The organism is Methylobacterium sp. 1030 (assembly GCF_040544715.1).
In the GTDB taxonomy this organism is placed as follows: domain Bacteria; phylum Pseudomonadota; class Alphaproteobacteria; order Rhizobiales; family Beijerinckiaceae; genus Methylobacterium.
Map to the genome: position 1 here is coordinate 267,976 of NZ_JBEPKM010000010.1, position 12,972 is coordinate 280,947.

14 protein-coding genes and 1 pseudogene are annotated in these 12,972 nt (G+C 71.3%); 10 read left to right on the forward strand and 5 right to left on the reverse strand.

The features are described 5' to 3' along the window. Nucleotides 1-54: 54 nt before the first annotated feature. Complete coding sequence (locus ABIC30_RS16840; protein ID WP_020094642.1) at nt 55-492, reverse strand: helix-turn-helix domain-containing protein; 438 nt, start codon at nt 490-492, stop codon at nt 55-57. Nucleotides 493-847: 355 nt separating this feature from the next. Here ABIC30_RS16840 and hmuQ point away from each other — a divergent pair, with 355 nt between their 5' ends. Together hmuQ and ABIC30_RS16850 are read left to right on the forward strand one after the other, a co-directional pair. Then, a complete protein-coding gene (gene hmuQ, locus ABIC30_RS16845) occupies nt 848-1,195 on the forward strand; it encodes a heme-degrading protein HmuQ (protein ID WP_020094643.1) in 348 nt (115 codons plus the stop codon). Nucleotides 1,196-1,530: 335 nt separating this feature from the next. Then, nucleotides 1,531-3,036, forward strand: a complete 1,506-nt coding sequence (locus tag ABIC30_RS16850) for an undecaprenyl-phosphate glucose phosphotransferase (protein ID WP_020094644.1) — start codon at nt 1,531-1,533, stop codon at nt 3,034-3,036. 37 nt (nt 3,037-3,073) lie between these two features. Here the strand turns inward: ABIC30_RS16850 and ABIC30_RS16855 are convergent, their stop codons facing one another. Next, a complete protein-coding gene (locus ABIC30_RS16855) occupies nt 3,074-3,559 on the reverse strand; it encodes a transcriptional repressor (RefSeq protein ID WP_020094645.1) in 486 nt (161 codons plus the stop codon). 124 nt (nt 3,560-3,683) lie between these two features. Between ABIC30_RS16855 and ABIC30_RS16860 the strand changes: the two genes are divergently transcribed. Genes ABIC30_RS16860 through ABIC30_RS16870 form a run of 3 tightly spaced genes read left to right on the forward strand, consistent with a single transcriptional unit; the run spans nt 3,684 to nt 5,484 of the window. Then, nucleotides 3,684-3,818: a hypothetical protein gene (locus ABIC30_RS16860; RefSeq protein WP_020094646.1), complete on the forward strand. Its 135-nt coding sequence runs from the start codon at nt 3,684-3,686 to the stop codon at nt 3,816-3,818. Further along, nucleotides 3,815-4,612 (forward strand): metal ABC transporter ATP-binding protein, encoded by a 798-nt coding sequence (locus ABIC30_RS16865; RefSeq protein WP_020094647.1) that lies wholly within the window; start codon nt 3,815-3,817, stop codon nt 4,610-4,612. Before ABIC30_RS16860 ends, ABIC30_RS16865 begins: the two co-directional genes overlap by 4 nt. Nucleotides 4,613-4,659: 47 nt before the next feature. Continuing rightward, a complete protein-coding gene (locus ABIC30_RS16870; protein WP_051123769.1) occupies nt 4,660-5,484 on the forward strand; it encodes a metal ABC transporter permease in 825 nt (274 codons plus the stop codon). Here ABIC30_RS16870 and ABIC30_RS16875 read toward each other — a convergent pair whose 3' ends face one another. Genes ABIC30_RS16875 through ABIC30_RS16885 form a run of 3 tightly spaced genes read right to left on the reverse strand, consistent with a single transcriptional unit; the run spans nt 5,485 to nt 8,212 of the window. Further along, nucleotides 5,485-6,348, reverse strand: a complete 864-nt coding sequence (locus ABIC30_RS16875) for an SDR family oxidoreductase (protein ID WP_020094649.1) — start codon at nt 6,346-6,348, stop codon at nt 5,485-5,487. Continuing rightward, on the reverse strand, nt 6,345-7,490 hold the full coding sequence (queG, locus tag ABIC30_RS16880; RefSeq protein WP_081636509.1) for a tRNA epoxyqueuosine(34) reductase QueG: 1,146 nt from the start codon (nt 7,488-7,490) through the stop codon (nt 6,345-6,347). The genes ABIC30_RS16875 and queG overlap by 4 nt, the downstream gene beginning before the upstream one ends. 29 nt (nt 7,491-7,519) lie before the next feature. Next, nucleotides 7,520-8,212 (reverse strand): glutathione S-transferase family protein, encoded by a 693-nt coding sequence (locus tag ABIC30_RS16885; protein ID WP_020094651.1) that lies wholly within the window; start codon nt 8,210-8,212, stop codon nt 7,520-7,522. Between the two features lie 253 nt (nt 8,213-8,465). On the opposite strand from ABIC30_RS16885, the gene ABIC30_RS16890 reads away from it, so the two are divergent. From ABIC30_RS16890 to ABIC30_RS16910, 5 genes and pseudogenes are all read left to right on the forward strand, one after another. Beyond that, nucleotides 8,466-9,269 carry an undecaprenyl-diphosphate phosphatase gene (locus tag ABIC30_RS16890; protein WP_020094652.1) on the forward strand — a complete coding sequence of 268 codons (804 nt, stop codon included), beginning with the start codon at nt 8,466-8,468 and terminating at the stop codon, nt 9,267-9,269. A gap of 229 nt (nt 9,270-9,498) precedes the next feature. Further along, on the forward strand, nt 9,499-11,388 hold the full coding sequence (locus ABIC30_RS16895; RefSeq protein WP_020094653.1) for a methylmalonyl-CoA mutase subunit beta: 1,890 nt from the start codon (nt 9,499-9,501) through the stop codon (nt 11,386-11,388). Nucleotides 11,389-11,431: 43 nt separating this feature from the next. Then, a complete protein-coding gene (locus ABIC30_RS16900; protein ID WP_020094654.1) occupies nt 11,432-11,803 on the forward strand; it encodes a hypothetical protein in 372 nt (123 codons plus the stop codon). Nucleotides 11,804-11,938: 135 nt separating this feature from the next. Next, entirely contained in the window at nt 11,939-12,388 is a 450-nt protein-coding gene (locus ABIC30_RS16905) for a hypothetical protein (protein ID WP_020094655.1), read from the forward strand. Nucleotides 12,389-12,436: 48 nt separating this feature from the next. Next, nucleotides 12,437-12,883, forward strand: a pseudogene (locus tag ABIC30_RS16910) (glutathione S-transferase N-terminal domain-containing protein); the annotation flags it as partial. Between the last annotated feature and the right edge of the window lie 89 nt (nt 12,884-12,972).

The following is a 12,972-nucleotide window of genomic DNA, read 5'->3' on the forward strand; positions in this document are numbered from 1 at the left end:
GCTCGGCGCAGCCGCTTCGAAGGTCCCCGAGGTGAAGCCTGTTTCGCGCGCCGGTCAGGCCGGATCCGTCGTCGGCGCGGTTGCGCCGCGGTTCTGCGCGAGTCGCGCGGCGCTGCGGACCAGCGCGAGCACGTCGCGGCGCATCTGCTCGTCCTCGATCTGGGCGTAGGCGCGCAGCAGCTCGATGGCGCCGTGGGCGCTGAGGAAGCCGAACACGTCCTCCTGCGCGTTCTCGCGCGGCTCGTTCTCCTCGAAGAACGCGGAGACCGGAACCTCGAGGAGGCGCGCGATCTCGCGCAGCCGGCCGGCCCCGACCCGGTTCTGGCCCTTCTCGTATTTCTGAACCTGCTGGAAGGTCACGCCGACCGCGTTGCCCAGCGCGGTCTGGCTCATGCCGCGAGCCTTGCGCAGCGCTGTGATCCGGATGCCGACGAGGCGATCGACGTCCGTCGTCTGCTTCGGCATCGTCTGGCCGGAGGAATCCTTGTCCATGGCGTGGGCTGCATCCTCCTGCGGACGGGGTGTCTTCGCCTCGCTGTCGCGCCGCTTCACCGTCCGCCCCTTAGTCGCATGTCCTGCACGCCAGGTTGCCGGTACTCCGTGCCGATGTCCGGCTATAGCCCTGATCCCGACACAGGTGAACCGGGGCGCAGTAGGACACCAAGTTGTCAAGCTTCGCAAGTCGAAGGTTACATCTTCTAGTTTAAGCCCACACATCTTTGCAACATTGTTGCTCAAATGTCGACGTGGAGGTCAGGGCTGCTTTCGAGGTGCGCCTTGTCGCCGCGCGGCGGTACCCCTTAGGACCACAGGGGCATGTAGGTTCGGTACCGCGCAGGAGGCACGCATGTTCATCGCGATGAATCGCTTCAAGGTCGTTAAGGACGCGACGGCGGATTTCGAGGCCGTCTGGCTCGGGCGCGACAGCCACCTCGGCGAGATGCCGGGCTTCGTCGAGTTTTACCTGCTGCGCGGCCCCGAGCACGAGGACCACGTGCTCTACGCCTCGCACACGATCTGGCGATCGCGTGCCGATTTCGAGGCCTGGACCCGGTCCGAGCAGTTCCGCAAGGCGCATGGCCGCGTGCCCTCGACCAAGCCCCTGTATCTCGGCCACCCCCAATTCGAGGGTTTCGAGACGATCCAGACGGTCGGCGGGACGGCCGATGCGCGCCAGGACGCGGACGCCGTCTGAACGCGGCGGACCCCGGCCGCCCTTCGGCCGGGGTCATTCGAGGCGCCGATCCGGTTGAAACCGCGATGAAAGAAACTCGCGTGAATTGAAATAGCTCCGGCGAAAACGGTCCCCCGTCAAACCTCGCGACGGCCGGCTGCGCCGAACAGTCACTCAGCATTAACTATGTATTGCCTCCTCCGGAAGCAGGCCCTAAGTCGCAGCGCTCATCCGCGACTGCGATCGTGAACCCGCCGGGCCCGCGGCTTGCTCCGTGACCGTCACCAGGCGGCGCTGAAACCTTTCGTGTCTCAGACTGGTACAGAGTCCGACTAAGACGGGACGTTGCGGGTCAGATGTTTCACGATCGGCTTCCGGAGACGTTTCAGGCGCTGCCGACCTCGGCGGAGCGCCGCCGCAATGTGTGGTCGGCCCTGCTGCCGCGCCGCGGCCGTGCGCTGGCACGCATCGCCCTGTCCATGACTCTCGCCGCCACCGACATCGCGGCGATCGTGGCGGTCACGCTGGGCCTCGAATGCGCCTACCAAGTCCTCGCGCAGGACGGCACGGTGTGGGCGGGTCTCGTCCGCGGCTCGCGGCTGTCGGCGCTGCTGGCGCTGGTGATCGTCGCCACGAACGTCCTGCGCGAGGAGTACAGCCTCGAGAACGTGATGGCGCAGAAGCCGGGCGTCCAGCGGGTGGCCTCGCTCTGGCTGATCGCCTGGGCCGCCGTGCTCGTCGTCAGCTTCATGACGAAGACGACCAACGATTACTCGCGGCTCGTCTCGCTCGGGATCTTCGCCGCCGGCCTGCCGGTGCTCATCGCGGCGCGGGCCGCGGTGCGCCGGCTCGTGCGCGAGCGGCTGAGCGCCGGATCGGCCACCGCCAGCCGGATCCACCTCGTGGGCTACGAGGAGGACATCGCGCGCTTCTACGCCGGCAAGGAGGTCGACCAGCTCGGCTCGCGGATCATCGGGACGAGCTACCTGCGGCGGGTCGATCCCGGCGCCGACGCGGCCACGCGCCACGACCAGTTGCAGGAGGATCTCGACCTCGCCGTCTCCGTCGTCCGCTTCCTGCGGCCGGACGACGTCTTCGTGCTGGTGCCCTGGGCCGACACCGCGGAGGTCGAGCGCTGCATCGACGCCTTCCTGCGGGTGCCCTCGGCCCTCCACCTGCGTCCCGGCGCGGTCCTCGACCGGTTCCCGGACCTGCAGGTCGCCCGGGTCGGCGGCGTCTCGGGGATCAACATCGGCCGCCGTCCGCTCAACGTCGGCGAGGTCATGCTGAAGCGCGCCCTCGACCTGACGGTGGCGACCATCGCCCTCGTGTCGCTGTCGCCGCTGCTCGCCGCGATCGCGGTGGCGATCAAGCTCGACAGCCCCGGCCCGGTCTTCTTCCGGCAGAAGCGCTACGGCTTTAACCAGCAGCCGTTCGGCGTCTTCAAGTTCCGGTCGATGCGGGCGGATCCGAACGCCGCCTTCCGGCAGGCGACCCGCAACGACAGCCGCATCACCCGGATCGGCGCGATCCTGCGCCGGACGAACCTCGACGAGCTGCCCCAGCTGATCAACGTCCTGCGCGGAGAGATGTCGCTGGTCGGCCCCCGTCCGCACGCTTTGGCGCACGATCGGAGCTTCGAGCGCCGGATCGCCCTCTACGCCCGCCGGCACAACGTGAAGCCCGGGATCACCGGCTGGGCCCAGGTCAACGGCTACCGCGGCGAGACGCAGACCGACCTCGCCATGGAGCGGCGCGTCGCCTGCGACCTGCACTACATCGACAACTGGTCGATCTGGTTCGACATCCAGATCATGATCCAGACGGTCGTCTCGCGCCGCGCCTACCAGAACGCCTTCTGACCGGCACCCGGCGGCCGTCCGCCCTGGAAGTGGCGCCTCAGGGGGCCTGCTTCCGCTCCCGGCAGGCGCCGCAATCGCCCTCGACCTCCAGGATACTGTGGGTCGGGGTGAAGCCAGCCCGCTCCAGCGTCCGCCCCAGGCTGCCCTCGACTTCCTCCGACGAGGCCTCGTCGACGCCGCCGCAGGTGCGGCAGATCAGGAAGATGACCCCCTCCCCGGGGGCGTGGCCGTGCGCGCAGGGGATGAAGGCGTTGCGGCTCGCGATCCGGTGGACCAGCCCCTGCTCCATGAGGAAGTCGAGGGCGCGGTAGACCGAGACCGGGGCCACGCGCTTGCCCGGCGCGCTCAGCCGCTCCGCGATATCGTAGGCGCCCTGAGCCTTGGCGGACTCGGCCACGGCCTCGAGCACCTCCCGGCGCAGGGGCGTGAACTGAAGACCACGCTCGCGACACAGGGCCTCGGCCCGCGCGAGCATGTCACCGGTGCCGGCGTGGCACGCGTCGTGACCCTCGTGACGGTGCATGATCGCTCCAGACGTGATCCGCAGGTTGTCCCACGGGTTTGTTACAGTGTATCACCGCCGCCCAGCAGCGCACCAGTAGCCCCGCGCGGTACCCGCGCCGGCGTGAGCGCGCGACGAGGACCCCGTGCCGACCATTCCCAGCCCGAGACACGCGGCGCGGCGATCGCTGTTCCAGAGCGGGATCGGCCTGCGGCTGGCGCTCGCCGCGCTGCTCTCGGCGCTGGTCTGGCTGACCATCGCCTGGGCGCTGGCGACATGAGCGGCGCGCGCCCGGATCCGATCCGCCTCGTCGGTCTCACCCTCGGTTACGACCGGCATCCGGCGGTCCACCACCTCGACGGGTCCGTGCGGGCCGGCGACCTGCTCGCCCTCGTCGGCCCGAACGGAGCCGGCAAGTCGACGCTCCTCAAGGGCATGGCCGGAGAGATCCGCTGCCTGGACGGGCGCATCGAGCGCGCCGGCGCCCTCGCCTACATGCCGCAGGTCGACGAGATCGACCGGAGCTTCCCGCTCACCGTCATGGATCTCGCCGGCATGGGCCTCTGGCGGCGCGCGGGGGCGTGGCGCAGCCTCACCCGGCGGCGTCCGGCGATCGAGGCGGCGCTGGCCACGGTCGGCCTCGACGGCTTCGCGGCGCGCCCGATCGGCACTCTGTCGGGCGGACAGTTCCGGCGCGCCCTGTTCGCCCGTCTGATCCTGCAGGACTGCCCGGTCGTGCTCCTCGACGAGCCGTTCACCGGCATCGACTCGCGGACGGTCGACGATCTCCTGGCACTCATCCGCACGTGGCACGCCGAGGGGCGGACCGTGGTCGCGGCCCTCCACGACCTCCAGCAGGTCCGCGCGCATTTCCCGACGACGCTGCTGCTCGCCCGAGAGCCCGTGGCCTGGGGTCCGACCGCGCGGGTCCTGGCGGCCGAGAACCTCGCGCGCGCCCGCAACCTGTCCGAGGCCTGGGACGAGGGCGCGGCGATCTGCGCCGGGCCGCGAGCCGTCGCGGCGGCGCACGACCACGGCGGCGCGGACCATCACCACCACGAGGACGCCGCGTGACCGATCCGCTCGGATCCCTGTTCGCGCCGTTCGTGGAGTTCGGCTTCATGCGCCGGGCCCTGGCGGGCTGCCTCGCCCTGTCGGTCTCGGCGCCACCCATCGGCGTGTTCCTGACGCTGCGCCGCATGAGCCTGATGAGCGACGCGATGAGCCACGCGATCCTGCCCGGCGCCGCGGTCGGCTTCCTCGTCGCCGGCCTGTCGCTGCCGGCGATGACGCTGGGCGGCCTCGTCGCCGGGCTCGCGGTCGCCCTCCTGGCCGGCGCCGTCACCCGCGCGACGGTCGTCCGGGAGGACGCGAATCTCGCGGCCTTCTACCTCATCTCGCTCGCGGCCGGCGTGCTGCTGGTCTCCCTGCGCGGCTCGCAGATCGACCTCATGCATTTCCTGTTCGGCTCGGTCCTGGCGCTCGACGACGCCGCGCTGTGGCTGCTCGGTGGCATCAGCACGCTGACCCTGCTGGCCCTGGCCCTGATCTACCGGCCGCTCGTGATGGAATGCGTCGATCCCCTGTTCCTGCGGAGCGTCAGCCGCAGCGGCGGCCCGGTTCACCTCGCCTTCCTGGCGCTGGTGGTGGTGAACCTCGTCGGCGGGTTCCAGGCCCTCGGCACGCTGCTGGCGGTGGGGCTGATGCTGCTGCCGGCGGTGGCGGCCCGGTTCTGGGCCCGCGACCTCGCCGGCCTGATCCCGGTCTCGATGCTGATCGCGGCCCTGGCGAGCGTGTCGGGGCTCAGCCTGTCGTACCGGTACGACGTGCCGAGCGGGCCGGCCATCGTGCTGGCGGCCGGTGCCCTCTACGTCGCCTCGATGATGGTCGGCCCGCGCGACGGCCTGCTCCGCCGCCTCGTCCGGCCGCGCCACCTCGAGGCCTGATCAGGGCTGATCCTTGAGCGCCGCGAGCCCCTCGCGGTAGGTCGGATAGGCGAGCGCGACGCCGAGTTCGTCGCGGATCAGGCGGTTCCGGACGCGCTTGTTCTCGCCGTAGAAGCTGCGCGCCATCGGCGACAGGTCGGCGGTCTCGAAATCGATCTCGGGCGGCAGCGGCAGGCCTGTGAGGGCGGCCGCGTGCTCGGTCACGGTCTGGGGCGCGGTCGGCTCGTCGTCGGTGACGTTGTAGATCGCCCCCGGCCGCGGCCGGTCGATCGAGGCGAGCAGCGTCGTGGCAATGTCGTCGACGTGGATGCGGTTGAAGACCTGCCCGGCCTTCACGATGCGCTGCGAGCGCCCCTCCCGCAGCTTCACGATCGGGTTGCGCCCGGGTCCGTAGATGCCCGAGAGCCGGAACACCTGCACGGCCTTGCCGGTCGCGGCGCCGAGCGCCAGCCACGCCGCCTCGGCGTCGACGCGCACCTTGGACCGGGCGCTGCGCGGGGTCGCCGGCGCAGTCTCGTCGATCCAGGCGCCGCCCTGGTCGCCGTAGACGCCGATGGTCGACAGGTAGCCGATCCACCGGATCCGGCTCGCCGCGACGGCGTCGGCGTAGCGGGCCAGCACCGGGTCGCCGGCCTCGCCGGGGGGCGCCGAGACCAGGAGCACGTCCGTGTCGGCGAGATCCGCCGCGATCCGGGGATCGTCGGCCTCCGGCCCGAAGGCGCGCATCGCGAAACCGGTCTCCGCCGCGATGCGGTCGGCGGCCGCGGGGTCGGTGACGGTGGCGCGGACGGTCCCGAAGCGCGCCCGTGCCCGCTCGGCGAAGTGGCGGCCGGTGAAGCCGAGCCCGAAGACGAAGAGGTTCATGCCGCGGATGTCTCGTCCGTCCGCGGTTCCGTCAAGCCGGTGGCGGCCCGCCACTCGTCCCGCACGTGGGCGTCGGTCTCGGAATCGCCGTGCTGGCGCCCGAGCGCGCGCACGGCCTCGGGCGCCAGCAGCCGGCCGCAGGCCCAGACCGCCATGCCGCGCACCAGTGGAGACGGGTCGCGCAGGCGCGCGAGGGCCGCCTCCGCGAGCGACGGGTCTTCGGAATTCCCGATCGCGATCATGACGTTGCGGAGGAAGCGGTCGCGCCCAGTGCGCTTCACCGGCGTGCCGGCGAAGAAGGTGCGGAACGCCGCGTCGTCGAGGCCCGCGAGATCCGCGAGCGCCGGGGCCGCTAGGTCCGCCCGCGCGGCGAGGCGGCTCTCCGCCGCGGTGCGGGCGAACTTGTTCCAGGGGCAGACGGCCAAGCAATCGTCGCAGCCGAACACCCGGTTGCCGATCGCTTCCCGGAACGCCGGGGGGATCGGCCCGGCATGCTCGATCGTCAGGTACGAGATGCAGCGGCGGGCATCGAGCCGGTAAGGCGCCGGAAACGCGTCGGTGGGGCAGACGTCCAGGCAGGCGCGGCACGAGCCGCAACGGTCGGGCTCCGGCGGGTCGGGCTCGAATTCCGCGCTCGTGTAGATCGCGCCGAGGAGCAGCCAGTTGCCGTGCCCGCGAGAGATCAGCACCGTGTGCTTGCCCTGCCAGCCGAGGCCGGCCGCCTCCGCCAGGGTCTTCTCCATGACGGGGGCGGTGTCGCAGAAGACCTTCACCCGCACGTCGCCCTTGGCCGACAGATACCCACCCAATTCTTTCAGGCGGCCCTTCAAAACCTCGTGATAGTCCCGCCGCTGCGCGTAGGCGGCGACGGCACCGCGGTCGCGACGCGCCACGAGGTCGAGGGGATCGTGCTCCGGCCGGTAGCTCATCGCCAGGACCAGGATGCTGCGCAGACCGGGCCACAGCGCGATCGGGCTGGCGCGCTGGTCGGCCCGCTCCGCCATCCAGTCCATGGTGCCCTGCGCGCCCTCGGCGAGCCAGGCGGACAGGCGGCCGGGCAGGTCGGGCAGCCGGTCGGGTCGGGTCACGCGCAGGCCGCAGAACCCGAGCGTCCGCGCCCGGGTCTCGACGAGGCGGCGCAGGTGGGCGCCGTGGTAGGTCCGTCGGGCGTTCAGAAATCCAGATCCGCATAGTGGGCGGCCGGTGCCATCCCGGCCACCCGGTCGGCGAGCAGGGCGCGGAACGAGGGCCGCGACTTGACGCGGGCGTACCAGTTCCGCGCCATCTCGTCCTCGTCCCAGGGCACGTCGCCCAGGTAGTCGACGCAGGAGAGATGGGCGGCCGCCGCGAGATCGGCATAGGTCAGGTTGTCGCCGGCGATCCAGCGCCGCCGCGCGATGAGGTAGCCGATGTATTTGAGGTGGTAGCGCACGTTGGAGCGCGCCGCGCGGATCGCGTTCATGTCGGGCGGGCCGCCGCCCTCGTTGGCCGACATGAAGCGCTTCGAGATCTTCTCGTTGACGAGGTAGGCGGTCACCTCGGACTCGAACTTGACCAGGAACCAGTCGAGCAGGCGCCGTACCTCCACGCGCTCGACGGTGTCCTCCGGTAGCATGCGCCGCCCCGAGAGCCCCAGGCCGCGGGTCTCGTCGAGGTACTCGGCGATGACGCCGGCGCCGGGAACCACGAGGCCGTTCTGCTCCAGCAGCACGGGCGTGACGCCCGCCGGGTTGATCAGCAGGAAGTCGTCGCGCCGTTCCCAGGGCCGTTCTTCGAACAGCGTCGGCTCCATGCCCATCTCGGCGAGCACGAGACGGATGAAACGGGAATTCGCGCAGAAGGGGAAATGGTAGAGGGTTGCCATCGAGGCCGTGCGGGACGTTCGGTCTGCCAGCGCGGCCGGTCCCGCGCTCGTCGTGGGTCCTGAAGCGCGGGTCTTCGGCGCAGAGGACTTCGGACCGAGCGTTATTGCCCGACCGTTGCCGAGCCCTTAACACGCGCGGCCCGGCCCGGTAACTGCCCGTCAACCCTGATCGGCGAAGCCTCGGGTACAACCATTTCGCGTGGCAGGCGGTGGCCCGACGGGGGCCTCCGCGCGCGCGGCACAGGGCGTCGCGATGGATCCGGCAAGCATCGGCAAGGCAGTGCTGCTCGCCCTGGTGGAGGGGGCGACCGAATTCATCCCGGTCTCCTCCACCGGCCACCAGCTGCTGGTGGGGCACTTCATCGGCTTCCACTCGCCCAACAACACCTTCGAGGTGCTGATCCAGCTCGGCGCGATCCTGGCGATCCTGCTGGTGTATTTCCGCCGCCTCTTGGGGATCGCCACCGCGTTGCCGTCCGATCCGAAGGCGCGCCGCTTCGTCCTCGGCATCCTGGTGGCGTTCCTGCCGGCGGCGATCATCGGCGGCCTCTTCTCGAAGCTGATCAAGGCCTACCTGTTCAACCCGTGGATCGTCTGCGCGACCCTGGTGGCCGGCGGGCTCGTGCTCCTCGTCATCGACGACACCGACCTCGAGGTGAAGAAGACCGACGTCTACGACTTCTCGCTGCCGATGGACCTGAAGATCGGCATCTTCCAGTGCCTGGCGATGATCCCCGGCGTCTCGCGCTCGGGCGCCACGATCGTGGGCGCGATGCTGATGGGCGCCGACAAGCGCTCGGCCACCGAGTTCTCGTTCTACCTCGCGATGCCGACCATGGCGGGCGCTTTCGCCAAGGACCTGCTCGACAACTACAAATACCTCTCGAGCAACGATGTCGGGCTGATCGCGATCGGCTTCATCGTGTCGTTCGTCTCGGCGCTGTTCGTGGTGCGGTTTCTCCTCGACTACGTCTCCCGCCACGGTTTCTGGCTGTTCGCGTGGTGGCGGATCATCGTCGGCGCCCTCGGCTTCGCCGGCCTGATCATCCTCGGCTGACGCGGGCGGGATCGCGCCCCGTTCGGTCGGCCCGGGCTCGCCGGCAGCGGCTCGGACTCGCGATCCGGATCGGCAGGTGCCCCTCACCGCACCTGCGCCGCATCACTCAAAAATCGGTGATCCGCGGCTTGAGCTTTCCTCAACCATCGGGCGATTGCCAGCGGCGGAGCGGCGTGCGAGGCAAACGCATGAAAGCGGTGCAGAAGACGCCGCGCCCTGGGACGTACCGATGGAAGACAGACCGCTCGCCGACCTCTTCGAGCCCGCAGACCGGGCGCGCTGGCTCGGCCTCGTCGAAGGCGTCCTGAAGGGCGCCGATTTCGAGAAGCGGCTGGTGTCGCGGACGGCTGACGGACTGCGGATCGAGCCCCTCTACGGACCGGCCGAGCCGGCGGCGCAGCCGGTGCGCGAGCCCGGACCCTGGCGGATCGCCCAGCGGGTCGACCATCCCGACATCGGAACCGCGAACACGCAGGCGCTCACCGACCTCGAGGGCGGGGCCGATGCCCTCGTGCTCGCCGTCGCGGGTGCGCCGGGCGCCCGCGGCTACGGTCTCACCGCGGCGAGCGTCGAGGAGCTCGACGCCGCCCTGAAGGGCGTGATGCTGCCGCTGATCGCCCTGCGGATCGATGCCGGCGGCCGCGGCCTGGAGGTGGCCCGGCTAATCAAGGCGCTGGCGGAGCGCCGCGGCGAGGATCTCTCGACCTACGACGTCGATCTGGGGCTCGATCCCGTCGGCGTCCTGGCGGCCACCGGCAGCCTCGGAGCCGTCTGGACCGACATCGCGCCCCGCCTCGCCGAGGCCGTGGCCGAGCTGGAGGCGGCGGGTTTCCGCGGCCGGGCCTTCCTGGCCGACGGCCGGCCCTACCACGAGGCCGGCGCCGGCGAGGCGGCGGAACTCGGCGCGGTGCTCGCCACCGCCGTCGCCTACCTGCGCGCCCTGGAAGCGGCCGGTCACGATCTCGCGAGCGCGCGCGACCGCGTCGCCGTGCTGCTCGCGGCCGATGCCGACGAGTTCGTCACTGTCGCGAAGTTCCGCGCGATGCGGCGCCTCTGGGCGCGCGTCGAGCAGGCCTGCGGCCTCGAGCCGAAGCCGCTGCGCCTCCACGCCGAGACCGCGTGGCGGATGATGACCAAGCGCGACCCGTTCGTGAACATCCTCCGGACCGGCATGGCGGCGGCCTCGGCCGGCATGGGCGGCGCCGACAGCGTCGCGGTCCTGCCGTACACGCAGGCCCTCGGCCTGCCCGACGCCTTCGCCCGGCGCGTGGCGCGCAACAGCCAGATCGTGCTCATCGAGGAATCGCACCTCGCGCGGGTCAGCGACCCCGCGGCCGGGGCCGGCGGATTCGAGGCCCTGACGGCCGAGCTCGCCGAGGCGGGCTGGGCGGCGTTCCAGGCGATCGAGGCCGAGGGCGGGATCGTCGCCTCGCTCAGCGTCGGCAAGCTCCAGCGGCGGATCGAGCTGACCCGCGAGGCCCGCGCCAAGGCGGTGGCCACCCGCCGCGAGCCGCTCACCGGGGCGAGCGAGTTCCCGAACCTCCCCGAGAAGCCGGTCACGGTGCTCGACGTGCAGCCCGTGGCGGCGGTGCTCGGATCCAATTTCGGCGCGGGCTCGGCGGTCGCCTGCGACGCGCTGCCGTCCCAGCGCCTCGCCGAGCCCTACGAGGCCCTGCGCGACGCCTCGGACGCCTTCCTCGCCAAGACAGGGCGCAGGCCGGTCGTGTTCCTGGCCAATCTCGGCCCGGTGGCGGCCTTCAATGCCCGGGCGACCTTCGCGGCCAACGCCTTCGCGGCCGGCGGCCTCGAGGCGCTGTCGAACGAGGGCTTCCCCGACGCCGAGGCGGCCGCGCAGGCGTTCCGGGAATCCGGCGCCAGCCTCGCCTGCATCTGCTCGACCGACGGGATCTACGCCGAGCGCGCGGTCGCGACCGCCGAGGCGCTCACCGGGGCCGGCGCCGGACCAGTCTACCTCGCCGGGAAGCCGACGGACCTGGCCGAGCCGCTGAAGCAGGCGGGCGTGGCCGCCTTCCTGCATGTCGGTTGCGACCTCCTCGCTCTCCTCAACGCGGCACTCCGTGCGGCCATGCGGACGCCCGCGCCGCAGGCGCCGCGCTGACGGGGCGCCGGTCTCCCCGAAGCCCACGGCACTCCGGATCCGCATGACGCCCCGCATCGCCGTCGCCCTGCTCCTCGCCGGTACGCTGCCCGCCGCGTCCGCCCCCCGCGCCGCCCTGCCCGATCGGTTCGACGGCACCTGGAGCGTCGAGATCATCACCGAGACGGGGAACTGCGACCGCGCCTACCGCTACCCGGTGCGGATCGAGCGCGGGCGAGCGCGCTTCATCGGGACCGCCTTCGTGGTCGAGGGTGGCGTCGCGCGGAACGGGGCGATCCGCGGCTCGATCTCCAACGGCGCCGCCACCGCCGACGTGCGGGGACGCCTGGGCTCGGACGGCTTCGGTGCCGGAACCTGGGTCTCGACCGGGGCCCTCGCCTGCCGGGGACACTGGAACGCGGAGCGGCGCGGCTGAGCGCGGCTGTGGCCGTCGCGAAACAGCCCGGATCTTGCCCGGAATCGGGCACCCGGACCGAACCGCCAGCCCCGATCCCGACGCAATCATGAGCGAGAGCTGAACACGGTTCGGACACCCGACGAGGCCGCCCGTATGAAGACTTCGATCCTCGCCACCTTCGCCGTCCTCGCGCTCGTCTCGGCCGCCGAGGCGCGGCCTCACCGGAACCCGGCCGCCCCGAAGGTGAACGCGGCGGAGGCCGAGAAGTTGTTGGCGCCGCTGCGGCAGGCCGCCACCGCGTGCTTCGCCGAGACGGTGCTGTCGAACCCGAAGGCGACGGCAGAGGCGCGCGCCGGCCGCTGGTACGAGGCCGTCGGCATCACGGGCTTCCTGTGCCGCCCGGAGGTCGCCGCGATGATCCGGACCCACGACAACCTCTACGGCGCGAAGACCGGTGAGCGCTACTTCAAGGGCGCGTACGTCAAGCATCTGGACCAGCAGCTCGCCGAGCGCCTTCAGCCGATGTTCGCCCGCAAGGCCGTCGCCAGCGCCGAGCCGCCGCTCGAGAAGGCCTCGGCGGAGGAGCCGGCCGAGAACAACTGAGCGGGAACCGTCCGGGGTCGCCGCGCCTTCCCCGACCCGGAGGCGGCGATGCCCTACGAGCTCCATTACTGGCCGATGATCCAGGGGCGCGGCGAGTTCGTCCGCCTCGCCCTCGAGGAGGCCGGCGCCGACTACGTCGACGTGGCCCGCCAGGACGACGATTCCGGCGGCATCGAACCGATGCTCGACCGACTGTCCGACCCCGCCGATCCGCGACCGCCCCTGGCACCGCCCTTCCTGCGCGACGGCGACGTCGTCGTCGGGCAGAGCGCCGCGATCCTGCTCTATCTCGGACCGCGCCTCGGGCTCGTGGGCCCGTCGGAGCGCGACCGGATCTGGACCCATCAGCTCCAGCTCACCGTCGCCGACGCGGTCGACGAGGCGCACGACACCCACCATCCCGTCGGCGTCGGCCTGTACTACGCGGATCAGAAGGCCGAGGCGCTGCGCCGGGCGGCCGAATTCCGGGGCGAGCGCATCCCGAAATATCTAGAGGCTGTTATGGACCTGGGTGGGTCTGATGCTCAGATGGGTGGGGATGAGCCCTGCCCGCCAGCCGTATCCGTCCGACGTTTCCGATGAGG

Coding starts and splice junctions, on each gene's coding strand:
- ABIC30_RS16840 (WP_020094642.1), bottom strand. CDS start 492: ATGGACAAGGATTCCTCCGGCCAGACGATGCCGAAGCAGACGACGGAC.
- hmuQ (WP_020094643.1), top strand. CDS start 848: ATGTTCATCGCGATGAATCGCTTCAAGGTCGTTAAGGACGCGACGGCG.
- ABIC30_RS16850 (WP_020094644.1), top strand. CDS start 1,531: ATGTTTCACGATCGGCTTCCGGAGACGTTTCAGGCGCTGCCGACCTCG.
- ABIC30_RS16855 (WP_020094645.1), bottom strand. CDS start 3,559: ATGCACCGTCACGAGGGTCACGACGCGTGCCACGCCGGCACCGGTGAC.
- ABIC30_RS16865 (WP_020094647.1), top strand. CDS start 3,815: ATGAGCGGCGCGCGCCCGGATCCGATCCGCCTCGTCGGTCTCACCCTC.
- ABIC30_RS16870 (WP_051123769.1), top strand. CDS start 4,660: ATGCGCCGGGCCCTGGCGGGCTGCCTCGCCCTGTCGGTCTCGGCGCCA.
- ABIC30_RS16875 (WP_020094649.1), bottom strand. CDS start 6,348: ATGAACCTCTTCGTCTTCGGGCTCGGCTTCACCGGCCGCCACTTCGCC.
- ABIC30_RS16885 (WP_020094651.1), bottom strand. CDS start 8,212: ATGGCAACCCTCTACCATTTCCCCTTCTGCGCGAATTCCCGTTTCATC.
- ABIC30_RS16890 (WP_020094652.1), top strand. CDS start 8,466: ATGGATCCGGCAAGCATCGGCAAGGCAGTGCTGCTCGCCCTGGTGGAG.
- ABIC30_RS16895 (WP_020094653.1), top strand. CDS start 9,499: ATGGAAGACAGACCGCTCGCCGACCTCTTCGAGCCCGCAGACCGGGCG.
- ABIC30_RS16900 (WP_020094654.1), top strand. CDS start 11,432: ATGACGCCCCGCATCGCCGTCGCCCTGCTCCTCGCCGGTACGCTGCCC.
- ABIC30_RS16905 (WP_020094655.1), top strand. CDS start 11,939: ATGAAGACTTCGATCCTCGCCACCTTCGCCGTCCTCGCGCTCGTCTCG.